Here is a 26,243-nt window from a genome sequence, read left to right on the forward strand (position 1 = left end):
GGAGCTGTTCGGGCTTGCCCGTGAGCTCAACATCGACGCCGAGGGCATCGACATGGGCCCGTCCCCGACGGACGCCGCCCTCGCCGCTGATCTCGTCATGCCGATCGAGGAGCTCGAGCTCACCGTTCGGTCCTACAACTGCCTCAAGCGTGAGGGCGTCCACTCCGTGGGCGAACTCGTCGCCCGCTCCGAGGCCGACCTCCTCGACATTCGTAACTTCGGTGCGAAGTCCATCGACGAGGTCAAGGCGAAGCTCGCCGGTATGGGTCTGGGTCTCAAGGACAGCCCGCCCGGATTCGACCCCACTGCCGCTGCCGACGCCTTTGGCGCCGACAACGACGTGGACGCGGGCTTCGTGGAGACCGAGCAGTACTGACGCTGAGCTGGGCCGGGTCGCGGGGGAGTCGGGAAGGCAGAGGAGACGGCTCATCGGGCGTCTGCGCCCCCTTTCTCAGAGAGGGGGCGTCTGCCAGGTCGGGCACCTTGTCCCGGCCCAGCCGACGTTCCCCGACGACCCGGTCCACAAGGTGAGCGGTGCGACGGTGTCCGCGGGCCCGTCACGTCAGTACATCGCGGGCCGCGCGATCCGTCGGGCACCCGGGTGTCACCGGGTCCCGAGGGGAATCGTGGCGTGGCCCATCACTTGACGGCGTGCCTGGCGAACCGCCGCCAGGCCGCCTTCTGCCGCTGTGTGGTCCTGGCAGGCTGACGCCAGGACCACTCGGCGTGCCTCGGCACCTGCTCGCCCACGGCCGCCGCTTTCGTCCGGGGCCGCTGAGTTCGCCGCCACGGCGGAACCTTCCCGCTCTTCGATGACGTACGGGGCGGCGCTTTGCCAACAGCGTGCCCTTCTTCGGGCGTTGGCCCTCCCGCTTTCCCTCTTTCCCTCTTTCCCTCTTCCCCTCTTCCTGTCTTCCTGTCTTCCCGTCGGGCAGCGCTGTGAGGCGACCCGGCCGCGGTGGATGTCGTCAGTTGCCGGCCAGTCCCTCGGCCGCGTTTCGCCCGGCGTCGGCGGTGCGGCGGAGGAAGCCGGCGAGTCGTTCGAGCTCGGCGTCGTCGTAGTCGGCGCAGATCTGGTCCACCGAGGAGTTCATCCCGGCGAAGAGCTCGAGCAGTTCGCCGTTGCGGTCGCGCAGGGCCCGGACCAGCGAGGCTCGGCGGTCCGCCGGGTCGCGGTCGCGGGCCACCCAGCCGGCGCGTTCGAGCCGGTCGAGAACCCCGGTCGTCGTGGCGGCGTGCAGCCCGGCTCGTCGTGCCAGCGCGGTCGGGCTCAACGGACCGTGGGTGTTGATGAGGTCGAGGCAGTCCAGGTCGATGTCCTTGAGGCCGAGGCGGGTGCTGACCTGCCGGTTGAGCAGGGTCAGTTCGGCGCCCAGCTCGCGCAGCCCCTGCTTGACCTCGACGGTGGCCCGCCGACGACGGTGAGCCTCATCCCCAGATGTTACGGGAACCATAATGTACGCCTCTCAAATCAACATGCTACGGTTCTCGTATATTACGGCATCCGAACAACCGGGTGTCGAAGCGAGGGGCATCGACATGTTCATGGTGATCGGAGCGACCGGGAACGTCGGACGCGAAGCGGTGGACCTACTGCTGGAGGCCGGGGAGAAGGTGGCGGCGGTCACCCGCGATCCAGCCGCCGCTCTGCCCAGCGGTGCGCAGGTGGTGACGGGAGATCCGTCCAGGCCGGACAGCCTCACGGCCTGGCCGGACGGCGTCGAAGCGGTTCTGCTCAGCCCGCGCGCTGTCAGTGGAGCGGCTGCTGAGTTGCTGTCGCTGGCTGCCGCTCGGGGCGCGCAGCGGGTGGTGGTGCTGTCAGCCGCGACCGTGGAGCACCCGGCCGGTCACCGGCGGTTCGCCGACGAGTTCAGAGCGGTCGAGGAAGCCGTCAGGCGCTCCGGCCTGCAGTGGACGTTCCTTCGGTGCGCCGACTTCGCCTCCAACGCACTGGCCTGGGCTCCGCAGATCCGCGCGACCGGCGTTGTGCGTGGCGCCTACGGCAGCGCGGCGACCTCGCCGATCCACCAGCGCGACATCGCGGAGGTGGCCGTACAGGTGCTGATGACCTCAAAGGACGCAGGGCACACAGGGCACGCAGGGCACACAGGTCATGCTGGTCACGCAGGGCGTGCCTACCTGCTCACCGGCCCGCAGTCACTCGACCAGCGGGACAAGGTCCGCCTCATCGGCGAGGCCATAGGCCGAGACCTGTCCTTCCAGGAGCTCGCCCCCGAACAGGTCCGCCAGGCGATGCTCGCCCAGGGCCTGGCGGAGGACATCCCCGACCGGCTCCTCGGCTCCCTGGCCGACTACGCGAACACGCCAGGCCCGTCCACGGACACCGTTGAGCGGCTCCTGGGCCGCCCCGCACTCACCTTTGCCGCGTGGGCCGCCGAGAACGCCTCCGCCTTCATGACCCCGGCCGACTCATGAGCTCTCGGCCACGGCAGGCACGGCAGGCACGGCAGGCCCGACCGGGAGGAACGAACGTGCTGAACAGTCCAGTTGCAAAGGTCGCGCGGTGGGCCGGCCTGTTTTTCTCGGGCCTCTTCGCGGGGTTCCTCGTCGCCGTCCTCGTCCTCGAACTGTCCCTGCGGGGCTTCGACCGTCAGGTGTACACCCAGGTCCGGCAGGTCGAACTCGAGTCGCTGGACAAGCTCGCGGTCGCCACACTCCTGCCGGCGCTGATCGCCACGGCATTGCTCGTCGCCCTCACGTTCAAGGCGAGAGAAGTCACCCCCTGGTTGACGCTGGCGGCGCTCACCCTGCTGGTCGGGGTTCTGGCCCTGACGCTAGCGGTCAACCTGCCCATCAACGCCGACCAGCTCGACTGGAACGTGCAGGCGCCGCCCGCGGACTGGGCGACCGTACGTGATCACTGGCAGATCGCCCACGGCGTGCGGACGGGCGCGGCCGTGCTCGCGCTCGGGGCCTTGATCGCCAACGCGACGGGAACCCCGCGCCGCACGCGGCACGAGACACCGACGTCAACGCACCGTGGACTGCCCGCCGCATCAGAGGATTCCCCGCTGCACCAACGGACATGAGGGAGACCGGCATGAGGGAGATCGACGTGAAAGGGATCGAACTGTCCGCCAGGACAAGCGAATACGAGGACACCGGCGGCGACGGCCCCACGACCGCCTGCACTGCTGCACGGCTTGATGATGGACTCCTCGCTATGGGACGGCCCCATCGCCGAGCTGGCCGCCGACCACCGGTGCGTGGCACCGACGTTGCCGCTCGGCGTGCACCGTCACGCGATGCACGCCGACGCCGATCTGTCGCTGCCCGGGGTGGCACGGCTGGCCGCGGAGTTCCTCGACCGCCGCGCTCTGCATGACGTCACCCTTGTCGGCAACGACACCGGTGGAGCACTTGTCCAACTGCTGATGTGCGACGGCGCCGCACGTGTGGGACGGGCCGTTCTCGTCTCAGGTGAGTACGCCCCAGTGCTTCGGCGGTGAGCTACGAACGCAACAAGGGGGCGACTTCCTGGTTACTGGAAGTCGCAGCCCGGGTTGGGGGCGTCTTCGGACAGGGGCGCGCCATGGGGCAGTACGTAGAGGACGTCCAGGACCAGTGGGGTGGTCCCGAGGTTGCGGCCGATGTGTACGTGGTCGGAGCCGGACGGTTCGGTGAGGGTGGCGCCGGCCTGATAAAGGCCGTCGGGCGCGCAGTTCGAGTCGAAGTGGCTCAGCGTGCCCTCTTTGACGAGGCCGTACAGCGTTCCGTCGTGGTAGTGCCAGCCGGTGCTCTGGCCCGCCGGGACGGTGATCTCCCGCAGGATGTAGTCGGTGTCGCCGACGGTGGTCTGCGCGATCACTGTGCCGGTGACTCCCGGGCCGGGAGGCGTCGCGTGGGCGGGGCCTGCGACGAGTGAAAGGCAGAGGACTGCGGTTCCTGCAACTCCGGTACGGAGCACGGTGCCCATGGGGGGAAGTCCTTTCAGCGGGCGATGAGTCGGCGTTCCGATGAGGAGTGTGTCGTACGAGGGCGCAGGTTTCCCGGAGTTCGTCAGATCGGCTTCAGAGGTCCTGACGGAAGCCGTTGGGGGTGTGGCTGTCGGCTTGGATGCTCGTCGGGGTTGGCGTGAGGAGCAAGGTTGCACCCGCCGGCGGCACGGATGCTGGAGACTGGCGCGATGTCCTACGACCCCGGCGGTGTCCTGTTCATAGCGCTCGGCCTCGTATTCGCCGCCGCTGGACTTGTCTGGAAGGGGCGCGTCCTGCGCCTCCTCGCTTTCAACTGACTGCCTGCTCTGGGTGTCGGAGCTTGAGGTCCTGGCAGAGAGCCTCGAACGTGTTGTCCGTGCGGCGGAAGCCGTGGAGGGGCGTACGAGGGGCGTCGGTGCCGCCTGGCGCGGACGGCTCAGGGGCCCCTTGGGTTGTACATAATCGATCGGATTGCTCACGGAGCGGGAGGTGGGCTTTACTCCCCGTGTGCCCGGCGGGGGGTCGGGCACTGGAATGTCCCTGGGGGAGACATGACCTATTCCGTTCGTGCGGCTCGCGCGGCTCGCGCGGCTCGCGCGGCTCGCGCGACGACAGGAGCGTCCGCGTCCGCTGTGGTCGCCGTGCTCATGATGACGACTCTGCCGACGGCTCACGCGGCGCCTCAGACACCGGCCACCGTGCGGCTGAGTGTGGCGGCGGACGGCACGCAGGCCGACGCCGATGCCGGCGGTGCCGTGATCAGCAGGGACGGCCGGGTGGCGGCGTTCGTGTCGCGCGCCTCGAACCTGGTCCCAGGCGACCAGCCGGGCTCGCAGGACATATTCGTACGTCAGCTGCGTACCGGATCACTTCAGCGTGTCGCCCTGGCCGGCCACGTATTGAGCACGCCGTCGCTGAGCCGAACCGGCCGTCTGATCGCCTACACCGCCTACGCCAACGACACCGGGCTGAGGAGCGCGTACGTCCAGGACCTGCGGACCGGCGCTGTCGAGCGGCTCGCCGCACCGCCCGAGGACGACTTCGCGGCCGGTGAGGCCTTCACTCCCGTGCTGACTGCCGGCGGGCGTCATGTCGCGTTCGTCGTGAGACGGCCGACCGGCTCGACCGCGGACGAAAAGTCGCGGGTATACGTACGTGACCGGGTCACCGGTACGACCGAGTGGGTCAGCAGGCCCGACACCGAGCCCGAGGAGTACGGGGCGGGAAGCCCGGCGATCAGCGACGACGGGCAGCGTGTCGCGTACACCTTCGGCAGGATCATCCCCAAGGGGCCCGAAGTCGGCCATGTGTTGCTGCTGGACCGCGCCGCGGGCACGGAGCAGATCGTCGACGTGGCATACGACGGGACGACACCCCTGCGGGTCTTGAGCCGCCCGTCGATCAGTGGTGACGGCCGACGGGTCCTCTTCGAGAAGTTCAACTCAGGGCCCGTCACCTCCGACGACGGACTGAGCAACATGTTCGTCAGGGATGTGGAGGCCGGCACCACGATCGCGATCCCGGGCAATCCGGACCGGCCCGGCACCCGCGGCGGTCAGTTGAGCGCCGACGGCCGTCATGTGGCGTACGAGATGGGAGCTGACGACCCGGCCTCCGAACTCGGCTGGGCGTGGCCGGTCGTGGTCCTCGACCTGAGGACGGGGGAGTCCCGGCGGGTGAGTTCGGGCACGGACGGCGGGCCTGCGTTTGGGTCGATCGAGCGCGGGGCCGTCTCAGGCGACGGCCGGGTCGTGGTCTTCAGCTCCATCGATACCGACCTTGTGGCCGAGGACACCAATGAAGTGAGCGACGTCTTCGCGAACCGCGTCCGGTGACCGCGCCGGCCCGGCGGCGGGATCGGTTGGCGCGGTTCAGGAGCGGTCGGCGCGGCTGCGGCAGCCGCCCGGGCAGGGGGAGTTCGGCCCGCCGCGGGAGTTCCGGCGGCCTACGCCTTGGCTAATCTTCACGGGTGACCACCGACCTGACCTTGCTGCCACGTGTCGCCTATCGCGGACAGGAGGTCACCGCGCCCCGGCTCCGGGGTCTCCTCGCGCTGCTCGCGGGCGACTTGCGCACGGGCTGCAGCACCGAGCGGCTGGTGGCAGGGCTGTGGCCGGACGAGTTGCCGGAGCGGCCGGGAAAGGCAGTGCAGGTCCTGGTGTCCAGGGTGCGGGCACAGTTGGATGCCGACGTCCTCATCAGCACGCCCACTGGATATCGGCTCACACTCGACGAGGACCAGGTCGACAGCTCCGCCCTCTTGCTGCACGCCGCCGCGAGCGCGGACCGGGCCAGGGCCGGGGACCACGCGGGATCGCTGGCTGCGGCCGAGGCCGGGCTGGCGCTGTGGAAGGGCACTCCTGACGGGGCAGGCGACAACGACGACCCCGTAGCCGCGCTGCGCACCGAGCGAGCCCCCGTCCGCAGCACGCTCGTACGCGCGAGGGCGCTCGCGCTCGCCCGCCTCGGACGGCACACGGAGGCGGCCGAGCCGCTGGCCGTGGCCGCATCGGAGCATCCGCGCGACGAGGAGGTGCTCGCCGAACTGCTGCGCGGCGAGGCGGCGACGGCGGGCCCGTCCGCAGCGCTGATGCGGTACGAGGCGTACCGCCGTGAGCTCCGCGACGAGCTCGGCACCGATCCTGGCGCCGGGCTCAAGGCCGTACAGCAGGAGCTGCTGCGCGGCGAGGCACCTGCCCTCAGGCACGGCGTACCGCACGAGCCGAACCAACTCCTCGGCCGGGACGAGGACATCGCGGCCGTGGAGCGGCTGCTGCGCGCCTCCCGCGCCGTCACCGTCCTCGGCCCCGGCGGCCTCGGCAAGACCCGGCTCGCGCACGCCGTCAGCCGCCGGGCCGAGCAGCGCGTGGTGTACTTCGTGCCGCTCGCCGGAGTCACCGCGGACGCGGACGTGGCCGCGGAGGTGGCCTCCGCGCTCGGCGCCGGCGAGCGGCGGCCCGGCACCATGAGCGGCCACGACCCGGTCTCCGGCATCCTCGGCGTGCTCGGCTCCGGGTCCGCTCTGCTGGTCCTCGACAACTGCGAGCAGGTCGTCCGGGGCGCCGCCGACCTCGTACAGGCTCTGGTCTCGTCCTCGAAGGACCTGCGGGTGTTCGCGACCAGCCGGGCCCCGCTGGGCCTCACCTCTGAGGCCGTGTACGCGCTTCCGGAGCTCGGTCTTGACATCTCGGTCGAGCTGTTCACACAGCGGGCCCGGGCCGCCCGGCCCGGCGTGGAGCTGCCGTCGGCCGCGGTGGACGGGCTGTGCCGCCACCTCGACGGGTTGCCGCTCGCTGTGGAGTTGGCCGCGGCGCGGGTGCGGGTGCTTTCGGTGCCGGAGATAGCCCGGCGCCTCGGCGACCGGTTCGCGCTGCTGCGCGGCGGGGCAAGAGACGCGCCGGAGCGCCACCGCACACTGCACGCGGTCGTGGACTGGAGCTGGAACCTGCTCGACGAGGAAGCCAGGGCCGCGCTGCGCATGCTGTCCGTCTTCCCCGGCGGCTTCACGAGTGAAGCCGCGGAGCAAGTCCTGGGCGAGGACGCCCTGTTCGTACTTGAGCAGCTGGCGGATCAGTCACTGCTCACCGTCGCCGACACCTCGACCGGCGTACGATTTCGGATGCTGGAGACCGTACGGGAGTTCAGCGCGGCCCGGCGGGCGGAGGCGGGCGAGGACCAGGCCGCCGTCGACCAATTCCTCGCCTGGGCGCGCGACTTCGGGGTCGCGTACCACGACGCGCTCTTCGACTCGGATTCGCAGGCCGCCTGGGAGCGGATCAAGCCCGAGCAGGACAATCTCGTACTGGCCCTGCGGCACGCACTGGCCCGTACGGACAGTCCCTCCATTGCCGCCGTCACCGCCGTCCTCGCCGCTCTGTGGTCCACCGGCACCAACTTTCCCCGCCTCGCCGCCCTCGTCGAGGACACCGGCCCGCCGCTGTCGCACTACCGTCCCGAACCCGCGTACGTCGAAGTCGCCCGCACCGCCGCGGTGTTGGGCACCGTGACCGTGTTCATGGGCCCCGGCCCGCGCGCCGTACGCCAGCTCGTCACCCTCCGGCGGCTGCCTCAGGCGCCGCCGGACACGCTGATGCGCGCCACCGCGGTGGTGCTGAGCGCGATCCCCGAGATACGGCCTCCCGACTACGACGTGATGCAGCGGCTCTGCGACAGCGAGCAGCCGCTGCTCTCCGGCATCGCCGAGTGCGTCGCCTGCTACGTCTGGGAGTTCGAGCACGACATCGACCGCGCGCTCGTGTCGGCCCGCCGGTCGGTCGCCGGACTGGCGCCGGTCGACAATCCGTCCGTGCAGCTCATGGTGCATTCCCGGCTGAGCGAGCTGTGCTTGCGGACGGAGCGGGGCGAGGAGGCGTACGAGCATCTCAAGGCGGCGCTCAAGGAGTTGCCGCGGCTCGGCGACGGGCACGACTACATCGGTATCCGCTCGCTCCTCGTCATCGCCTGTCTGCAACGCGGCGACCCCGACGAGGCCGAGTACTGGCTGCAACAGGCGGAGAACGACAACATCCCGCAGCAGGACGACTTCTACCGACCCGACCTCTGCGGACGCGCCGAACTCGCGCTCGCCCGCGGACTGACGGAGGTCGGACTCGGCCTGTGGCGCGGCATCGTGGAGCGCATGCTCGCGGCCGGTGCGGTGCGCGGCGGCGACGCCGGGCTCGACCCGTGGGTGCTGGTGATCCAGTCGGTGGCGGTGACGGCGCACGCCCACGCCGGCCGCCTCGGGCTGGTCGCGGAGGGAGTCGACCGGCTGCGGCAGCGGCTGCGGGCGCTACTCGCCGCTCCGGTCGGCTCGCCCGCCGAGCTCCCCTTGTTCGGCACGGTGCTGCAAGCCCTCGGCATGGCGGGGCTCGTGTCCGGCGACACCAGTGCCGTACGGATGCTGGCGCTGGCCGAACGGCTGGGGGTGCTGCGGGAGTTCCAGCCGACGATGTCGGCGGACCGCGCCCGGCAGGCGGTCGAGGCCGCCGGGAACGCTGCCAGGGCGGCGTACGCCGACGCGGTGTCGGAGTACGCCGCCCTGGGGCGGGACGGGTTGCGGGAGGCAGCCCGCGCTGTCATGGCGGTTACTTCGGGTCGCGGTTGAACGATGCCGTCGACCAGCGATAACCGAGCACGGTCAGCGCGAGGCACCAGGCGATCGCGAGCCATCCGTTGTGGCCGATCTCGGTGCCGAGCAGCAGGCCACGCAGGGTCTCGATGGCCGGGGTGAACGGCTGGTACTCGGCGATCGGCTGGAACCAGCCCGGCATCGTCTCGGCCGGGATGAAGGCGCTGGAGATGAGGGGGAGGAGGATCAGCGGCTGAGCACTGTTGGCGGCCGCCTCGGCGTTCGGACTGGCCATGCCCATCCCGACCGCGAGCCAGGTGAGTGCCAGGGAGAACAGCGCGAGCAGCCCGAACGCCGCGAGCCACTCCAGGGCGGTGGCGTCCACGGACCTGAAGCCGATGGCCAATCCGACGGCACCGACGAGGATCACGCTCATCAAGCACTGCAGCACGCTGCCGACGACGTGCCCGATGAGGACAGAGCCGCGATGGATCGCCATCGTGCGGAAGCGGGCGATGAGGCCCTCGTTCATGTCCATGGAGACGTGCACGGCGGCCCCGATCACCGTGCCGCCGATGGTCATCATCAGGATGCCGGGGACGATGTAGGCGATGTAGGCGATGTAGTCGGAGCGGTCGGTGCCGCCGATGCCGGCGCTCATCACGTCGCCGAAGATGTAGACGAAGAGCAGGAGCAGCATGATCGGCGTGAGCAGCAGGTTCAGGGTCCCGGACGGGTAGCGCCACGCGTGCAGCAGGTTGCGGCGCAGCATCGTGTTCGAGTCGCGGACGGCGAGGGAGAGGGCGCTCATCGGAACTTCTCCTTGGGCTTGTTGGGGGCGTCGGTGACGGTGGTGGGGCTGGTGAGGGCGAAGAACACGTCGTCGAGGTCGGGGGTGTGCACGGTCAGTTCGTCCGCCTCGACGTCGGCGGAGTCCAGCCAGTCGAGGATGGCGCGCAGTTCGCGCTGGGTGCCGTCGCTGGGGATGGTCAGGGAGAGCGCCTCGTTGTCGCGGGTGGCCTCGCGCAGGGCGGAGGCGGCTGACTGGTAGGCGGCCGGGTCGGTGAAGCGGAGCCGGACGTGTCCGCCGGGGATGAGCCGCTTCAGCTCCTCGGCGCTGCCCTCGGCGGCGATCTTGCCGTCGTTCAACACGGCGATGCGGTCGGCGAGTTCGTCGGCTTCTTCCAGGTACTGGGTGGTGAGGAAGACGGTGACGCCGTCGGAGACGAGTTCGCGGATGATCTGCCACATGTTGTGGCGGCTGCGCGGGTCGAGGCCGGTGGTCGGCTCGTCGAGGAAGATGATCCGCGGGTTGCCGACCAGGGTCATGGCGAGGTCGAGGCGGCGCTTCATGCCGCCGGAGTAGGTGGAGGCGGGCTTCTTGGCGGCCTCGGTGAGGTCGAACCGATCGAGGAGTTCGGCGGCGGTGCGGCGGCCTTCGCCACGGGACAGGTGGTGCAGGTCCGCCATGAGGAGCATGTTCTCCTCGCCGGTGATCAGGCCGTCGACGGCGGAGAACTGCCCGGTGACGCCGATCGCGGCACGCACGGCCTGCGGGTCGGCGGCCAGGTCGTGGCCGCCGACGTGCAGTTCGCCGGCATCGGCGGTGATGAGGGTGGAGAGGATCTTCACGGCGGTGGTCTTGCCCGCGCCGTTCGGGCCGAGCAGGGAGAAGACCGTTCCTTCGGGGACGGACAGGTCGATGCCGTCGAGGACCGTCTTGTCGCCGTAGGACTTGCGCAGCCCCTTGGCCGCGATGGCGAGTGAGTGCGATGTCGTTGTCGTCATGCCGCAGAGCTTGCGGGAGGGCGCATTCAGCGCGCCTTCAGGATGGTTTCAGCGCCCTGAAACCGGGTGGCGGGGGCAGGGCCTTCATTGCCTCGCTGCCGGTGCGGCCTCAGAGCGGCTGTCGCCGCGCCCCGCCGGCACCGGCGACAAAGACGCACCGAAGCCGTCGTCGTCGGAACATGCCCGTCGGCAGTCCGAGCGCCGACGCCTCACCCACCGATTCCGAACGACAGCCCTTTTTGATCATTACTCAGTGACCTTCGTATGGCGTTGATCAGCCTCACCTGGGCCTTGGCAGGTGCCTGTCTGGCCTGCTCGAACTCCTCCGGACTCACCGGGTCATGCAGAGGGTCGCGTCCCCGCGCCACTTGGTCCAGGAAGGAGTTGATGGTGCGGCCGAAATGGTCGATCTCGGCCGCCACTTCCGGCGGGGCGACCATGCTCACGCGCATCAACGCCGCGCTCCACTCGCCCCAGTCGTAATCCCAGCCACGTTGGTCATCGTGCGCCCGCCTCGGTCCACGAGGTGGAGGACGCCGTGCGCGAACCGCTCCGCGCCTACATCCGCGGCCACGCCACCGGCGACCCCACCTACTTCCGCGACGCGTTCCTGCCTACCGCCCACATCGAGGGAATCCGGGACGGCGCATTTGTCTCGTGACCCCTGGCCGAGTACTGCGCTTTCTTCCCGGGCCGGCCGGCCTTGGACGAACCGACCCGCTCACGCTGTATCGACGTCGTCGACGTCCACGGCACCGTCGCAACCGCAACCATGACGCTCCGGCACGGCGCGGACACCTTCACCGACATCTTTCTGCTGGTCCGCGTCGAGGACGGCTGGCGCATCGCCAACAAGGTTTATCACCGACATGCCTGAGAAGTGGGGGAGCGATCCTTTGCCGGAAGCGGGTGACGGTCAGGACGGTGGCGGGCCTTGCAGCACGAGGGTGAGGCCGTGTTCGGCGTCGTCGTTCAGTGCGTTGTGGAAGGCCTTGTCGTAGGCGTCGTCCCCAGCCGCCTTGCGGGCTTGTAGCTCCCATTGGTCACGGACCTCGGAGAGTTCGGGTGTGCCGTGATTCGGGTGGCCGAGCATGCGCCAGAAGGTGTTCCCGGTTCCGGAGGTGCGGGCGGCCCCGATGCCGTTGCCCTGGACCGCGTTCGCTCCCGTGAGGAGGTCGAGAGCGAGGGCGATTCCGAGGTTGTCGTTGAGGCTGTGCTTGCTGGTGAGCATGGCCAGGGCGTGACGTTCGGCGTCGTGCGCGCGGCCCTGGAGGAGGTCTATGAAGGCGAGTTGGTGGAACGCGTACGACCGCGCCCAGTGCTCGCCGTACTGGAGGCTGAGATCGCGCAGGCCGATGGCCGCTTCATAGGCCTCGGGCAGTAGGCCGAGCGCGGATTGGGCGAACGTCCGGATCACCATGCAGCAGAGCTGCGGCGCGCCCGACGGGGGAGACGTACTGCTGGTGATCAAGGCGTGGTCGCTCACCTCGAACGCGGCCTGGGGCCGGCCGGCCATGAGGTGGGTGAGGCCGAGGGTGTGGGCGGCGAAGAGCACGGACTGCGGGGTGCCGTCCTGCTGCGCCGCATCGGCGCATTCCTCCCCGATGCGCAGGGCGGTCCGGTGGTCGCCCTGGAGGGTGAGCGTGATACCCAGGGCCCAGAGTGCTCGGGTGCGGGACGGGCCCTTGGGCGTGTCGAGGGCCAGGGCGCGCTCGAGATAGTCGCGGGATTCGTGGAGGTGTCCGCAGCAGGGCCAGAACAGGCCTGTCCGGCCGGCCATTTCGAGGGCGGCATCGGGGTCTGCCTCGATGAGGTGGTCGAGTGCGGCACGTACGTCGGTGTGGCTTTCGGAGATCCGTGCGTACCAGGCGACCTGTCGATCGCTGAGCCAGCCGGCTTCGGACTCGGCCAGCACGTTGGCGTAGTGCGTCGCATGGCGTCGGGTGAGGGCGTCCTGCTCACCGAGTTCCGCGAGCCATATGGCTCCGTACTCGCACAGTGTGTCGAGCATCCGGTAACGGGTGCCCACCTGTTGGAGGACGGACTGATCGACGAGCCGCTTGAGAAGCCAAGGGATGTCGTGGGCACTGAGAGGGCCGCCCGCGCAGACGGACTGGGCGTCCGCCACTTCGACAGGGCCGCGGAAGACGGAGAGCCTGGCCCACAGCAGACGCTCGAGTGGGGAACACAGTTCATGGCTCCAGCCGATCGCCGTGCGAAGGGCTCGGTGGCGCTGGGGCCGTACCGTCTCGTCCACGAGAGTGTCGAGCCGTGAGCCGAGGCGCTCGGCGATCTCCGTGAGGCTGCTCTCCCGCAGACGCGCGCAGGCGAGTTCGACGGCGAGCGGGATTCCCTCCAGGCGGCGACAGATGGTGGCGACTGCTTTGACGGAGCCGGGGGAATCGAGGGACACCGCAGGGGCGGCCGTGGCGCAGCGCTCGCGGAACAGGCGCACCGCGTCTCCGCTGCCGCCGTCGTCCATGGAGAGCGGAGCCACTTCGATACGGTGCTCACCTTGGACACCGAGGGACTGTCTGCTGGTGGCGAGGACGGTCAACTGCGGTGCAGCAGTGAGGAGTTCGCTCACCAGGGGTCGGCAGGAAGCGAGCACTCGTTCACAGCAGTCGAAGACGAGCAGGACCTGCCGGCCGGTGAGCCACTCGCAGAGCGCCTCGATCGGGGCGCGCGGATTGTGGTCCAGGAGATCGACCGCGTCGCAGACCGTGGCGGTGAACAACCGGTCGTCGTAGAGGTTGGACAGGTCGACCCACCAGACTCCGTCGGCGTACCGACCCCGTATCTGCTCTGCGACGCGCAGCGCCAGGCGGCTCTTACCGACACCGCCGCCACCGGTGAGGGTGACCGCCCGGTGCTGGGTCAACGCTGCTTTGACTGCGTCGAGTTCGCTGTCGCGGCCGACGAAGCTGGTCGTCATCACAGGAAGGTTGCCTACCACGGTCCCATCCTGCCTAGCCTGCGCGCGCCGCCAACCCCTCTTGCATGAAACGGTCACAAGCGATCGAGGTTGGCAACTATTCGATCGTACGGTTTCTGTACCCGATGACGTTCACGCCGGATCGCACCCGGATGCGTGGCCCAGGCCGGCCTACGCATCCGGGTGCTTGCCGCTATTTGGTGCCGTACACGGCGAGTTCGCTGATCGCCATCTGGCCACCGGGCTGGCCGCCGGAGTTCGGGCGGTCGGCAATGACCCGCACATAGCGAGCCGTGACCGGTGAGTCCAGTTGGACGCCTGTCGTACCTCCGATGCTGTCAGTGCGGTGCGCGACCGTCCAGAAGGTCGAGCCGTCGAGGGAGACGTCCACGTGGAAGGCGGTCGCGTACTTGTCGGTGGGCATCAGGACGGACACCACGTTGACCGACTGCGGTTGCTGGAGGTCCGCCTGCAGCGACCACCGGTAGCGTCCCGAAGCCTGCGCGAACGTCGACGTGTTGCCGTCGTTGCCGAGCGCCGGCGTGGAGCTCGGTTGCATGCCGGCCTGGGTTCCGTCGACGAACAGCGCCTGGGCCGGGGTGTTCAGCGCGATGTTGTTGCCGCCGGAGGCAGCGGCGTACGCGCCGATCCCGTTGATCGCCATCTGGTCGCCTCGCTGGCCGGAGTTGTCCGGCTTGTCGGCGACGACACGTAGGTACCGGGCGGTCACCGGCGTGGAGAAGGCGACGGGGACGGTTCCCCACCCGCTGTTGTTGACGGTTCCGACGGTGGTCCATGTGGTGCCGTTGGTCGAGGCGTCCACGTGGAAGTCGGTGGCGAAGTGGGCCTGGGGCATGCCGACCGTGATGTATCCCAGGCTCTGAGACTGCTGCAGGTCGACCACGAGCTGCCACTTGAACTGTCCGCTGGCCTGCACGAACGTGGCGGGGTCGCCGTCCGTCGCGTACGCCACCTGTGACCCGGGCTGCAGCTGCGCGGTGCTGCCGTCGAGGAACTGCGCCACGGCCGGCTTGTTGGCCGCGAGGTTGGTCGGTGCCGCGCCGGTCGGCGGTGCCGCGATGCCCGCGTATGCCGCTTCGAGGCCGGCGTTGGCCAGCAGGGAAGCCGGTACGCCGACGCCGTCGGCGGAGACCTGGGTGTTGCCGCTGACGTTGACGTTGGTCGGGTTGCCGCAGACCCAGTTGGGTGTGATGTTCTCGAAGTAGTTGCCGGTGAAGGAGAAGTCGCCGTAGGGGGTGGTGGTCCCCTCCTTGCATCCGCCCATGGAGGAGTTGTTGGCGTTGTAGGCGGCGTTGCCGGTCATGGTCACGTACTGGCTGCCGCCGTCGGTGTAGATGGCGAACCCGCCGCCCCCGGCGCCGCGTACGACGTTGCCGCTGATGACCAGGCCGTCGGTGAGCGAGGTGCCTTCCTGCCCGAGGACGTAGATGCCGCCGCCGTCGGAGCGCTGCTGCATGTAGTCGTAGACGAGGTTGTTGGTGATCTTGTTGCCCGAGGACTTGGTGGCGGTGCGTCCCCAGCCCCAGTTCGAACTGATACCGCTGTAGGGGACGTTGTTGACCTGGTTGTGCGTGATGGTGTCGTTGCGGGTGTAACCCTGGAAGATGCCGACGCCGCCGGTGTACTCCACGGCTATGTTGTGGATCCAGTTGTTGGCGATGGTGTTGCCCGTGGGCAGGACGCTGACGTCAGCAGGGTTCGCGTCGGTGCCGTTGCCGATCTCGATGCCGCTTCCGGAGATGTCGGTGAAGACGTTCCCGGTGATCGAGGAGTTGGTGACGCCCTGGCCCAACTGGAGTCCGGCGGCGCCGAGATGCTGGAACGTGTTGCCGGTGAGCTTCAGCCCGTCGGTGTAGGTGAACGTCACATTGCCCGGAGTCATCGTCCAGTTGCCGTACGGGCAGGTGCCCGGATCAGTGGTGGAGAAGCGGTCGCACGAACCCTGCTTCTGCCAGGCGCTCGCACCGGTGAGGCGCATGTTCGCCTGCACCTCGGAGAAGCCGTCGGTCGAGTTCGGGGTGGTCCAGCCCCCGTACGCGACAGTGATACCGCTGATGGCCAGGCCGCGCAGCGGATTCGAGGCGGTGCCGTTGCCCGTGATCACGTTCTGCAGGCTCGGGAGCTCGACGTCGGCGGTGTTCATCTGCTGGCCCGCGCGCGGCAGGTAGTAGATGGTGTGGCCCGGCTTGTCGAGGTAGAACTCCCCAGGGTTGTTCAGCAGTTCCTTCGCGTTCTCGATGGAGCTCGGCACGTCGGCGTTCACGCCGTACTGCTTCTTCGTGGAGTTGTCGAAGCAGGGCTGCTGCATCGTGACCGTGGTCCCCGACACAGACGCGACGCCGCAGCGCATCTGCGTCCACTCGACGCCGTAGACGAACTCGATGTTGGAGATGTTCTGCCAGCCGGCGAAGGGCGTGTTGGAGGTCGTGTAGCCCGTGGCGGTACGAGTGAAGGTGGTCGCCACCGATCCGGACGCGCGGTTCGCGCGGGCACCGTCGACGTAGAGCTGCCGGGTGTCGGTGCCGGCCGGGACCGTTGCGCTCCACATGCCGTTGGACGCCTGGGTCCACCCGGTGACCTGCTGGCCGCCGCTGAGGACCGGGTGGGCGCCGGGAGCCGCCTGGTAGCTGACGGTGTGTCCGCCGGTCGCGGAGTCGCCCGCCGAGGGCGCGAACGAAAGGGCGCCGTCGAGACGGTATGTCCCGTCGGCCAGCACGACGTTGATGTCCGTGGTCATCGTGCTTGTCGCCTGGCGGACCTTGCTCTGCGCTGTCAGTAGCGCGCACGGGGCCTGGGTCGAGCAGGTGGTTCCCTGCCCGCCGGGTGCGACGGAGTAGACCACGGGGGCGGCTGCGGCTGAGGCGGGAAGCACGCCGACGCCAATTGCGGCAGCCGCGAGGAGTGTTGGCAGTACGCCGATGGCCGTTCGGATTGCGGCCGGGCGCAGGAAACGTCGATGCATGGATTCTCCGAGGCGTCGTTGGTGGAGATTGGTCTGCCGGGGCGGCACGGCATTTCGTGTCGCCGATCCGGGGGTGAGCGGCGTGCACGAACTCCTCGGCGTCCACGTGACGTTCGTGTGTCACGGAAGCCGACGTCACCAGTCACTCGTGGCAGGTGACGTTCGGGATGGTCATGCCGACGTCGACGGGGTGCGCCATCCGCGTGGCACCGGTAACGGCGCCGCGCAGGCTGCCGCCGCCCGGGCGAAACGCGGCCCGGACGGCAGCAGTTGGACGTCGCACCCGTTCCTTCCTGCCTGCGTTGCCTGCGGCCGTGGCACGTCGACAGTCCCCTTTCAGGCAATGAATCAGATTCATATCTCTTGGCTGAGACGGCACGCCACTATGACATTTGTGTATCGCGAAGGGAAGACCTACATCAAATCTCTTATCTAGAGCGGCACTTTCGCGCTCTAATGGTGCATAACGGGGCAGCACTCCCGCTACTTGGACCGGAAGACTTAGATGTATATTTCCCCCCAGATCAAATGAAGCAGACTCTTCACGATCCCGCCGTGAGGGCTCCGGTGCCCTGGACATGGTCTTCGACGATGTGGAGCCTTGCGTCCGCCGGCAGGTCGCCGTCCCGCTCCTGCTTGGGGACCGACTTCAGCCGTGCCACGCCACGTTCGGCCTGCGCCCGTCCCGCGGATAGTGCGGTTGACGGGCCGCTCGGTGGGTGAGGTCGCGGCCTCGCGGGCGTAGGCGGGGTGTCGCCGCCCTTGGGTCGACGCCAAGGGCTCGCCGAGAATCAGCCTGAGGGTTTTGGGAGTTGACTTCGCAGGTCAACGCGCCGATTGCCCGCATATTGTTCTTTGCCCTTAGCTGCTATCCCTTGTAGCTGCCGCCGAATTGCTCGGGAACGAGGCCGGTCTGCTCGGCGCCGGTCTTGATCAGGTCGAGGATTGCCTCGGCTACTTGCTCGGGTGACTGCGGCTTCGGTGCGTGGCTGGACTCCAACTGAGACGCGGATTCGATGTCGCCTCGCAGGGATTCGGTGAATTCGGTGTCCGTGATGAATGGATACATCATCGAGACCGCGATGCCTGCGTCAGCGAGCTCGGCTCGCTCCACGGCGGTGAGCTTGTTGAGTCCTGCTTTGGATGCGCCGTACGCGGCTGAGCCGGGAAGCGCCGCGAAGGTGATTCCGGAACTGACATTGACGATGCTGCCGGCGGCCTGCTTGCGCATGATCGGGAGCACGGCCTGCATGGTGACCAGGGGCGCGATGAGGTTGAGTTCGAGGACGGAGCGAAAGTCATCGGGATCGATCTGTTCCACAGGTGCGTGCGGCCCCTGACCGGCAATGTTGCACAGGACGTCGATCCGTCCGAACGTGTCCGTGGCAGTGCGTACGGCCGCGGCGACCTGGCCGGCATCGGTGACGTCACAACGTATGGGCACCGCTTCGCCCAATTCGTCGGCGAGGTGGCGGATGCGATCCTCTCGACGTGCGATCAGCACCACTCGTGCGCCGGCCTGGGATGCGGCTCGTGCTGTAGCAGCTCCGACGTCTGACGACGCTCCGAGTGCCCCTGGTCGGTCACGCAACACACCGCCCGGGAGCGGAACGGTCTTGTCAGACGGCCCTGACGACGGTGCCGGTGCCTTCGAGCGCGGAGACCTCGTCGGCGGGTGCTGTCGTGTCGGTGACGAGGGTGTGCAGGAGTGTGGTGGGGCCGACGTAGGCGTAGGCGGTGTGGCCGAGCTTGCTGCCGTCGGCGGCGACGATGATGCGGCGTGTGGAGGCGATGCCGGCCTTCTTCACGGCTGCGTCATCGAGGTCGTAGGCGGTCAGGCCGTCGGCTGCGCTCAGACCACAGCAGCCCATGACGGCAGTGTCGAAGCGCAGTGCCGCCAGCGACGCGAGGGTGAGGGGGCCGGTGAGGGCTCCCTCGGCGGCCCGAGGCTGCCCGCCGGGCACCATCAGCGTGGCCGGGCCCAGACCCTCGCTGAGTACATGGATGGCCTGCAATGACAGGGGCATCACAGTGACCGGCCGCCGCCGCAGCAGATGGGCGATCTCCAGGCAGGTGGTGCCGCTGTCGAGGAGAACGGTCTCGCCGTCGGCGATGAGCGAGGACACCTCGGCCGCGATGCGGCGCTTGGCATCGACGGCCTCGTGAGCACGCAGCGCGAAGGGCGGCTCGTCGCCCCTGAGCAGCAGGGTGCGCGCCCCGCCACGGACGCGCTCCAGGACGCCTTGTGCGGCCAGCGCGTCGAGGTCGCGCCGGATGGTCATCTCGGAGGCGCCGGTCAGTTCGGCCAGTTCCTGGACCGTGATCCTTCCTGACTCCCTGACGGCCTGCGCGATCATCGCGTGCCGGTCTGCGTTGCTCATACCGCGATTGAACACCACACGAAACGAACATTCAATGTGTGCGAAGCGACAGTATTCAACCATGTAGTATGTTCGTTACGATGGTCGTCATGAATCCTTCGCTTCGAGCCGCCCGAGTAGCGACCTTTGTCTACTTCAGCCTCTGCGGCACACTGATGGGCACCTGGGTGGTGAACATCCCCGCCATCGAGGAGCGCGTGGGCATCAGTCACGCGACGCTCGGGGGACTGCTGGTGCTGCTGGGCCTGGGGGCCTTCATCGGTATGCAGGTGGCCGGGCGTCTGACCGACAGCCTCGGGGCGCGCATAGTCGTCCCCGCGACCGGCGTGCTGTGCAGCGCGGCCCTGGTGCTGCCCGGCCTTCCCCAGGAGCCGTGGACGCTGGCAGGTGCCCTGCTGGCCTTCGGATTCTGCAACGGCTGCCTGGACGTGAGCATGAACGCCCACGCCGTGCACGTGGAGAAGGCGTACGGCCGGCCTGTCATGTCGGCCTTCCACGCAACGTTCTCGGTCGGCGGTGTCCTTGCCGCGCTCGTCGGAGCGGCTACGGCGAGTGCCGGCCTGAGTCCGGCCACCGGCATGGCCGGCATGGGAGCCCTGGGCATCGTGATCGCCCTGGTGTCCGCACGCGCCCTGCTACCTGCCGCACCCGCCGTTGCCGACACCGACTCCGCGGCGAAGGCCGAGCAAGCGCCGGCCGCCGAGCGTCGCAGCACCAGCGGGCGCATCTGGATGCTCGCCGCCCTGGCTCTGATGGTCATGCTGTGCGAGGGAGCCGCCAACGACTGGAGCGCGCTGCACATGAAGGACATCCTCGGTGCACCCGCGAGCACCGCCGCCTTCGCGTACGGCACCTTCGCGGCGACCATGACCATCGGCCGGCTGCTCGCCGACCGTCTTGTCGCCCGGTTCGGGTCGGTGCCCATCCTGCGTTACGGCGCGGCGACGGCTGCCGTCGGCATCACTGTCGTGGCCGTCTCCCCGTGGATTTGGGCCGCGTTCGCAGGGTGGGCGCTGTTCGGGCTGGGGCTGTCAGGCTGTGTCCCGCAGTTGTTCAGCGCGGCCGGGCACGCCGACCCCGCCGCCGCGGGGGCGAACGTCTCCCGCGTCGCCGGGCTCGGCTACGTCGGCATGCTCGCCGGCCCCGCTGTCATCGGCTGGATGACCCACCTTGTCGCCCTGAACCACGCCTTCGTACTGCTGACCCTGCTGTGTGTGATCACCGCTGTGGCCGCTCGGATCCTGCGCACCGGATCCGACCGCACGCGCGTGTTGGCAACAAGCAGGCACTGAACGCCCTTGGGGATACGGAGGAACCCACGAACATGTCCACCGACCGGAGCATCGTGCTGTTCGACCTCTTCGGCGTTATCGCCCGCCACCAACGCCCGGGCGCCCTGGGAATGATGGCCGCCCGCTGTCACACACCCACCGACGCCTTCACCACGGCCTACTGGGCCTGCCGCCCGCCGTACGACGCCGGTCAGCAGTCGGCGCCCGAGTACTGGACCGCCGTACTGCGAGGGCTGTCCCTGTCCGTCGACGCCGACACGATCGAGGAACTGCGCCTCACCGACATCGACAGTTGGTCACGCGTCGACGATCGGATGGTCGCCTACGCCCAGTCCCTCTGCGAGGTCGCCGAGGTCGCCTTGCTGTCCAACATCCCCTCGGACCACGCGGATGCTTTCCTGGCCGCGCAGCCCTGGCTCCACAATCTGGACCACCTTGCCTTCTCCGGGAAGATCAAAACGGCCAAGCCGAATGCCGCGGCCTTCCATCACTGCGTCGTCGCCATGCGAGCTGTCCCGACCGACTTCCTCTTCGTCGACGACCGTGAGGAGAACGTACGCGCCGCGCGGGCCATGGGTATGAACGGACACGTCTTCACCGATCGCGACGAACTGGAAGCCGTCATCGACACCTGGTTGCCGACTCGACAACCCACGTGGAAATGACATCTGACATGAGACAGCATGAAAGGCCGCAGGCCAGAGCAGCGTCTCCTCTCGCGCCGGGCCCTCAACGATGAACCGGCCCTGCCGGAATGGATCGCGGATGTCCTCGTGCTCTCCGAAGAGGCCTTGTGGGCAGTGGACATCAACCACGGCGGAGCCGGTGCCGCCATGCTGATCGGGAACACCGTTCTATAGGCGAACGATGTTCGCGCCAAGTTTTAGTGGTCGGGTGAACCCGAGAGAGCGACGCGCGGCGCGCCACCAGCTACCGAACCCCGAGGTCGAAGCCGCCCCCAGGCCGCGACGCCGCAAGGTCCCGATCACGGTGGAGCAGGTCATCGACACCGCGTTCGGTGTCATCGCCACAGAGGGCTAGGAGGCGTTGACCATGCGCCGACTGGCCGGCGCGCTCGACACCGGACCCGCCTCGCTCTACGCGCACGTGGTCAACAAGGCCGACCTCGACGAGCTGCTCATCGCGCGGCTGTGCGCCGAGCTCGTTCTACCCGAGCCGGACCCCGCGGCCTGGCGGGAGCAGATCCGCGGCGTGTGCACCCAGATGCGCGACCAGTACCTGAAATACCCCGGAATCTCCCGCGCCGCGCTCGCTCTGGCCCCCACCGACCTCGAGACCGTGCGCGTCAGCGAAGGAATGCTGGCGATCCTGCTCGCGGGCGGCGTCGCCCCGCAGGCCGCAGCCTGGTCCATCGACGCCCTCTTGCTGTACGTGGCCGGCTACTGCCTGGAGATCTCCATCGTGAAGCAGCGCAAAATCCACAACGAGGCGGACTGGGTCGTCGACACCGACGAGCTCCGGCGCCGACTGACCGCGCTGCCCGCTGAGACCTTCCCTCACACCACCCGCTACGCGGCCGAGCTCACCGCCGGCGAGGGCCACGACCGGTTCGACTTCACCCTCGCCCTGATGATCGACGGCCTCGCCCACCGCTGACGCTTGCGCCGTAACTGATCTTCATGTTGCCTACAGCCGACCTCGCCGTGCCGCGTCAGCGCCTTCGCGCCGCAGCGCGATCACCAAACTTGCCCAACCGGCGAGGGCTCAGCCCGGTGAACGGGGCCGACAGACCGACGACGGCCCGGTGTTTCGGCAACACCGGGCCGTCGTCGGTCTGTCGGCCCTTGGTCCGGGTCGCTTGCGTGTCTCGCCTTCGTCAGCTGTGCGCGACGGTCAGCCCGTAGAACGCGACCCGCGCGCCCTTCGTGGTGCTGTCGGAGGACGACTGGTTGTAGGAACCGGCCTTGAAGTACTGCTTGTACGGGAAGAACGAGGACGGGATCGCGTAGCTGGTGGTGCTGCCGTTGACCGTCAGCTTGATGGTGTTGCCGCCGGACACGGCGATGGCGTAGGTCCACGTCTTGCCGACCGACACATTGCCCACGGTGTGCAGTGTCTGGCCGCCCGCGGGGGAGTTCTCGGTACCGACGACGATGTCGCCGTTCGACCGGTAGTACAGCTCCACCAGCGGCTTGGTGGAGGTGCCGCCGGAGCCGAGGTGGATCTGCCCCACGCACACGTTGGACGTCACCGAGACGACGCGCAGAGTGGCGCTCAACTTGTGGCTGCCGCCCAGCGACCAGTCCGCCGCACTGCCGCTGCGGTTCATCTCGCGCAACTCGGAGCGGGCGTAGTTGGAGTTCGGGGTGGTGACGCCCTTCTCGGGCGCCCAGAACGTCATGGCTCCGTCGCGGGTGTCCGTGTAGAAGTACGAGTCCTGGAAGCCGCTCGAGCCCTGCAGTCGGGACGAGGATATGGTCGTGGGACTGCCGGGCGACCCCACGGGCTCCTGCAACTGCCAGACACCCAGGTCGAAGTTGCCACCGGGAGCGACCTTCGGATCTGCTGCGCCCGCGCTTGATGTGCCCAACACGGTGACCACGGCGACAGTGGCCGCCACGGTGACCGTCGCGAGAACTCTGGTACGGATCATGTTGCCGTCCTTCGTGATGTGGGGGAGGACAAGGCGAGTTCAGGTTTGTGAACAACTAGTTCACCTGTGAACCTGTGTGTCGAGACGGTAAAGGTCTGCACCAGTGCCGTCAAGAGGTTGGCCACCGCCCACTGAGCCGTGACACCGACGGCCGTGCAAGGAGTTGATCTCAGCCGGCCGACCCCGTCCTGCCGGGTGGGCCCGGCCGGAGGGGCGTGGCCGTGGCCGTGGCGCTGAACACGCCGTTGCCGGCCTGATCGACGCCGATCGTCAGCAAGGTGACAGGGAACTCGTCGGGACGTACTCCCGAGCAGAGACTGTGCGGAGCAACTCCGTTGCCGCGCATGCGGTTTCGGGGTGGTCCGGCCACTTCTCCACTGAGGGTGCCTTCCGGGGGTAGTCGCTTGTCATGACTGTCTATGGATTACACGCCTCGCACGAACAGGTCCCGCCCGCGGATCTGCTCGACGCCGTGGTGCACGCGGAACGCGCGGGTTTCACCGCCGCCATGTGCTCCGACCACTTCTCGCCGTGGAGTGTCCGTCAGGGGGAGTCCGGGTTCGCCTGGTCGTGGCTCGGCGCCGCCCTCCAGGCCACCGACCAGGTGCCGTTCGGCGTGGTGAACGCGCCCGGCCAGCGCTACCACCCCGCGATCGTCGCGCAGGCGGTCGCCGGTCTCGCGTCCATGTATCCGGGCCGGTTCTGGGTGGCGCTCGGCAGCGGCGAGGCCTCCAACGAGCACATCACAGGCGCGGGTTGGCCCCGCAAGGACGTCCGCACCGCACGGCTGCGCGAGTGCGTCGACGTCATCCGAGCACTCCTGCGGGGGGAGGAGGTCAGCCACGACGGGCTGGTGACCGTGGACCGAGCTCGGCTGTGGACGCTACCGCCCGAGGTACCGCCGCTGATCGGAGCCGCGTGCAGTACGGCGACCGCGACCTGGTGCGCCGAGTGGGCGGACGGCCTGATCACGGTCAACGCTCCGCGCGCGCGGCTGCGCGAAATCGTGGACGCGTACCGTGACGCCGGCGGTCGTGGGCCGCTGTACCTCCAGGCGCACCTGAGCTGGGCGCCCGGCGAGGACGAGGCCCGTGCGCTGGCGTACGACCAATGGCGCACCAACGTACACGCGCCCCCGGCCAGTTGGGACCTCGACTCCGCGGAACTGTTCGACATCGTCAGCGAGCACGTCACCCCCGAGCAGGTGGCGCACTCGGTCAACATCTCGTCCGACCTGGGACAGCACACCGCATGGCTGCAGGAGTACGCCGACCTCGGCTTCGACGCGGTGATGCTGCATCACGTGGGCCGCGAACAGGGCCCGTTCATCGATGCCTTCGGGGCCGAGGTACTGCCCCGACTCGACGTCACCCGCCCGCTTCCGGCCACGGTGAAGGAGTACCGATGCGTCTGACCCGTACGTCCGACCTGTGGTGGAAGAACGCGGTGGTGTACTGCCTGGACGTCGAGACGTACCAGGACGGCAACGGCGACGGGATCGGCGACTTCGCTGGCCTCACGCAGCGCATCGACCATCTGGAACGTCTCGGCGTGACCTGCGTGTGGCTGATGCCGTTCTATCCGACGCGCGAGCGCGACGACGGTTATGACATCACGGACTTCTACGGTGTCGACCCCCGCCTGGGCACCCTCGGTGAGTTCACCGAATTCGTCCGCACCGCCCGGGACCGCGGCATCCGTGTGATCGCCGACCTCGTCGTCAATCACACCTCCGAGGACCACCCCTGGTTCCAGGACGCCCGATCCGGCCGGGACTCCGCCCACCGCGACTGGTACGTCTGGGCGGACGAGCCCCCCGAGGACGGTCCCAAGGGTGTGGTCTTCCCCGATGCGGAGGACAGCCTGTGGGAGTACGACAAGGGCAGCGGCCAGTACTACCTGCACCGCTTCTACAAGCAGCAGCCCGACCTCAACGTCGCCAACCCGGAGGTCCGCAACGAGATAGCCCGCGTCATGGGGTTCTGGACACAGCTCGGGCTGTCCGGTTTCCGGGTCGACGCCGTGCCCTTCCTGCTGGAGACGGACGGGCAGGCCGACGCCGGCGCGCTGCCGGACCCGCACGAGTACCTCGCCGACCTGCGCGCCTTCCTCGGCCGTCGCAACGGCGAGGCTGTGCTGCTCGGCGAGGTCAATCTGCCCTACGACGACACCGCCCGCTTCTTCGGCGACCCCGCCTCGGGCCGCGGCGACGAGCTCACCATGTGCTTCGACTTCATCGCGATGCAGCAGATGTACCTGTCGATGGCGCGCGAGGACGCCGGGCCGCTGGCCGCCGCGCTACGGGACCGCCCCGCCGCCCCACGCGACGCCCACTGGGCCACGTTCGTGCGCAACCACGACGAGCTCACCCTCGACAAGCTCAGCGACGCCGAACGGGCCGAGGTGTTCGCGGCCTTCGGCCCGGACAAGAACATGCAGTTGTACGACCGGGGGCTGCGCCGCAGGCTGCCGCCCATGGTCGAGGGCGACCGGCGCCGCATCGAGCTCGCCTACAGCCTGCTGTTCACCCTGCCGGGTACCCCCGTGCTCTTCTACGGCGAGGAGCTCGGCATGGGGGAGAACCTGGCCGCCGAGGGACGCCAGGCCGTACGGACGCCCATGCAATGGACCCCGGAGGCGGGCGCCGGCTTCTCCCATGCCGGTCCGGACGCCTTTCCCAATCCGCTGACGGACGGCGCGTTCGGAACCCAGAAGGTCAACGTGTACGAGCAGAGCCGCGACCCAGGCTCGCTGTTGAGCCGCATGCGGCTGTTCATCGAGCGCTACCGGGAGGCTCCCGAGCTGGCCTGGGGCGACTACCGCCTCGTGGACACCGGGGAGCGACCGGTCCTGGCACACATCGCCTGCACCACCGACGGGACCGTCCTGGCCGTACACAACTTCGCGGGCGAGCCGGTCACCGTACGGCTGCGGCTGCCCGAGGCCGGGCCTGGCGGGAGGCTCATGGATCTGCTCGACGAAGGGCACGCCGGTCTCACAGTGCCCGACGACGGCCTGCTCCGCGTCGAACTGCCCACCTACGGGTACCGGTGGCTGCGCGTCGGCACCCCGGCGGACGACCCCGTAAGGGTTGCCTCCGACTGACACCAGCTCAGAGGTTCCGGGAGGAGAGTCACACTCTTCTCCGTCAGGCAGTGACCGGGTCCTTTTGCTCCGCGGAACCGATGGGTTCCCCGCGTCAAGGAGCGTCTGCACCTCCGCTTCGGGGGCAGACGGCGTT

At 68.7% G+C, this 26,243-nt stretch carries 22 protein-coding genes and 3 pseudogenes; 14 read left to right on the top strand and 11 right to left on the bottom strand.

The window, feature by feature from the left end; genetic code table 11:
- On the top strand, positions 1-376 hold a 376-nt coding region (locus AB0N66_RS36270; protein ID WP_365443144.1), incomplete at its 5' end, for a DNA-directed RNA polymerase subunit alpha C-terminal domain-containing protein.
- Positions 377-968: 592 nt separating this feature from the next.
- On the opposite strand, the gene AB0N66_RS36275 is transcribed toward AB0N66_RS36270, so the two are convergent.
- The gene (locus AB0N66_RS36275; protein WP_365443146.1) at positions 969-1,454 is read right to left on the bottom strand and encodes a MarR family transcriptional regulator; all 486 of its coding nucleotides are present in this window, start codon (positions 1,452-1,454) and stop codon (positions 969-971) included.
- An 85-nt stretch (positions 1,455-1,539) separates the two neighbouring features.
- Between AB0N66_RS36275 and AB0N66_RS36280 the strand changes: the two genes are divergently transcribed.
- The 3 genes and pseudogenes from AB0N66_RS36280 to AB0N66_RS36290 all read left to right on the top strand — a co-directional run.
- A complete protein-coding gene (locus tag AB0N66_RS36280) occupies positions 1,540-2,436 on the top strand; it encodes an NAD(P)H-binding protein (RefSeq protein ID WP_365443148.1) in 897 nt (298 codons plus the stop codon).
- Positions 2,437-2,492: 56 nt separating this feature from the next.
- Positions 2,493-3,050, top strand: coding sequence for an anthrone oxygenase family protein (locus AB0N66_RS36285; protein ID WP_365443149.1), 558 nt, complete (start codon positions 2,493-2,495; stop codon positions 3,048-3,050).
- An 11-nt stretch (positions 3,051-3,061) separates the two neighbouring features.
- Positions 3,062-3,440, top strand: a pseudogene (locus AB0N66_RS36290) (alpha/beta hydrolase); the annotation flags it as partial.
- Positions 3,441-3,502: 62 nt separating this feature from the next.
- Here AB0N66_RS36290 and AB0N66_RS36295 read toward each other — a convergent pair.
- Positions 3,503-3,937: a cupin domain-containing protein gene (locus AB0N66_RS36295; RefSeq protein WP_365443151.1), complete on the bottom strand. Its 435-nt coding sequence runs from the start codon at positions 3,935-3,937 to the stop codon at positions 3,503-3,505.
- Between the two features lie 552 nt (positions 3,938-4,489).
- Between AB0N66_RS36295 and AB0N66_RS36300 the strand changes: the two genes are divergently transcribed.
- Both AB0N66_RS36300 and AB0N66_RS36305 read left to right on the top strand, forming a co-directional pair.
- On the top strand, positions 4,490-5,773 hold the full coding sequence (locus tag AB0N66_RS36300; protein WP_365443153.1) for a hypothetical protein: 1,284 nt from the start codon (positions 4,490-4,492) through the stop codon (positions 5,771-5,773).
- Between the two features lie 134 nt (positions 5,774-5,907).
- Positions 5,908-9,045: a BTAD domain-containing putative transcriptional regulator gene (locus tag AB0N66_RS36305; protein ID WP_365443155.1), complete on the top strand. Its 3,138-nt coding sequence runs from the start codon at positions 5,908-5,910 to the stop codon at positions 9,043-9,045.
- Here AB0N66_RS36305 and AB0N66_RS36310 read toward each other — a convergent pair.
- The 3 genes from AB0N66_RS36310 to AB0N66_RS36320 form a co-directional block, all read right to left on the bottom strand.
- Positions 9,026-9,820 carry an ABC transporter permease gene (locus AB0N66_RS36310; protein ID WP_365443157.1) on the bottom strand — a complete coding sequence of 265 codons (795 nt, stop codon included), beginning with the start codon at positions 9,818-9,820 and terminating at the stop codon, positions 9,026-9,028. The genes AB0N66_RS36305 and AB0N66_RS36310 overlap by 20 nt on opposite strands.
- A complete protein-coding gene (locus AB0N66_RS36315) occupies positions 9,817-10,797 on the bottom strand; it encodes an ATP-binding cassette domain-containing protein (RefSeq protein ID WP_365443159.1) in 981 nt (326 codons plus the stop codon). Before AB0N66_RS36315 ends, AB0N66_RS36310 begins: the two co-directional genes overlap by 4 nt.
- Positions 10,798-11,006: 209 nt before the next feature.
- Positions 11,007-11,249, bottom strand: coding sequence for a hypothetical protein (locus AB0N66_RS36320; RefSeq protein WP_365443161.1), 243 nt, complete (start codon positions 11,247-11,249; stop codon positions 11,007-11,009).
- A 62-nt stretch (positions 11,250-11,311) separates the two neighbouring features.
- On the opposite strand from AB0N66_RS36320, the pseudogene AB0N66_RS36325 reads away from it, so the two are divergent.
- Positions 11,312-11,674 (top strand): annotated as a pseudogene (locus AB0N66_RS36325) (nuclear transport factor 2 family protein); the annotation flags it as partial.
- 39 nt (positions 11,675-11,713) lie between these two features.
- Here AB0N66_RS36325 and AB0N66_RS36330 read toward each other — a convergent pair.
- The 5 genes from AB0N66_RS36330 to AB0N66_RS36350 all read right to left on the bottom strand — a co-directional run bounded on the left by AB0N66_RS36330 (position 11,714) and on the right by AB0N66_RS36350 (position 19,096).
- Positions 11,714-13,732 (bottom strand): NB-ARC domain-containing protein, encoded by a 2,019-nt coding sequence (locus AB0N66_RS36330; RefSeq protein ID WP_365443163.1) that lies wholly within the window; start codon positions 13,730-13,732, stop codon positions 11,714-11,716.
- A 193-nt stretch (positions 13,733-13,925) separates the two neighbouring features.
- Positions 13,926-16,715 (bottom strand): discoidin domain-containing protein, encoded by a 2,790-nt coding sequence (locus AB0N66_RS36335; RefSeq protein WP_365443165.1) that lies wholly within the window; start codon positions 16,713-16,715, stop codon positions 13,926-13,928.
- A gap of 142 nt (positions 16,716-16,857) precedes the next feature.
- On the bottom strand, positions 16,858-16,998 hold the full coding sequence (locus tag AB0N66_RS36340; RefSeq protein WP_365443167.1) for a hypothetical protein: 141 nt from the start codon (positions 16,996-16,998) through the stop codon (positions 16,858-16,860).
- Between the two features lie 585 nt (positions 16,999-17,583).
- Positions 17,584-18,309: an SDR family oxidoreductase gene (locus AB0N66_RS36345; RefSeq protein ID WP_365443169.1), complete on the bottom strand. Its 726-nt coding sequence runs from the start codon at positions 18,307-18,309 to the stop codon at positions 17,584-17,586.
- Between the two features lie 25 nt (positions 18,310-18,334).
- Positions 18,335-19,096, bottom strand: coding sequence for a DeoR/GlpR family DNA-binding transcription regulator (locus AB0N66_RS36350; protein ID WP_365443171.1), 762 nt, complete (start codon positions 19,094-19,096; stop codon positions 18,335-18,337).
- An 80-nt stretch (positions 19,097-19,176) separates the two neighbouring features.
- Here AB0N66_RS36350 and AB0N66_RS36355 point away from each other — a divergent pair, with 80 nt between their 5' ends.
- The 5 genes and pseudogenes from AB0N66_RS36355 (at position 19,177) to AB0N66_RS36375 (ending at position 22,005) form a co-directional block, all read left to right on the top strand.
- Positions 19,177-20,388 carry an MFS transporter gene (locus AB0N66_RS36355; protein WP_365443173.1) on the top strand — a complete coding sequence of 404 codons (1,212 nt, stop codon included), beginning with the start codon at positions 19,177-19,179 and terminating at the stop codon, positions 20,386-20,388.
- Between the two features lie 32 nt (positions 20,389-20,420).
- Positions 20,421-21,053: an HAD-IA family hydrolase gene (locus AB0N66_RS36360; RefSeq protein ID WP_365443175.1), complete on the top strand. Its 633-nt coding sequence runs from the start codon at positions 20,421-20,423 to the stop codon at positions 21,051-21,053.
- A 39-nt stretch (positions 21,054-21,092) separates the two neighbouring features.
- A pseudogene (locus tag AB0N66_RS36365) lies at positions 21,093-21,230 on the top strand (IS110 family transposase); the annotation flags it as partial.
- A gap of 52 nt (positions 21,231-21,282) precedes the next feature.
- The gene (locus AB0N66_RS36370) at positions 21,283-21,429 is read left to right on the top strand and encodes a hypothetical protein (protein WP_365443177.1); all 147 of its coding nucleotides are present in this window, start codon (positions 21,283-21,285) and stop codon (positions 21,427-21,429) included.
- A 6-nt stretch (positions 21,430-21,435) separates the two neighbouring features.
- Positions 21,436-22,005, top strand: coding sequence for a TetR/AcrR family transcriptional regulator C-terminal domain-containing protein (locus AB0N66_RS36375; RefSeq protein WP_365443179.1), 570 nt, complete (start codon positions 21,436-21,438; stop codon positions 22,003-22,005).
- 220 nt (positions 22,006-22,225) lie between these two features.
- Here the strand turns inward: AB0N66_RS36375 and AB0N66_RS36380 are convergent, their stop codons facing one another.
- On the bottom strand, positions 22,226-23,002 hold the full coding sequence (locus AB0N66_RS36380) for a polysaccharide lyase family 7 protein (protein WP_365443181.1): 777 nt from the start codon (positions 23,000-23,002) through the stop codon (positions 22,226-22,228).
- Positions 23,003-23,411: 409 nt separating this feature from the next.
- On the opposite strand from AB0N66_RS36380, the gene AB0N66_RS36385 reads away from it, so the two are divergent.
- Complete coding sequence (locus tag AB0N66_RS36385) at positions 23,412-24,416, top strand: TIGR03885 family FMN-dependent LLM class oxidoreductase (RefSeq protein WP_365443183.1); 1,005 nt, start codon at positions 23,412-23,414, stop codon at positions 24,414-24,416.
- The gene (locus tag AB0N66_RS36390; protein WP_365443185.1) at positions 24,407-26,107 is read left to right on the top strand and encodes an alpha-amylase family protein; all 1,701 of its coding nucleotides are present in this window, start codon (positions 24,407-24,409) and stop codon (positions 26,105-26,107) included. Before AB0N66_RS36385 ends, AB0N66_RS36390 begins: the two co-directional genes overlap by 10 nt.
- Positions 26,108-26,243: the final 136 nt, after the last annotated feature.

Origin of the sequence: Streptomyces sp. NPDC093544 (assembly GCF_040683495.1) — a bacterium.
Classification (GTDB): domain Bacteria; phylum Actinomycetota; class Actinomycetes; order Streptomycetales; family Streptomycetaceae; genus Streptomyces.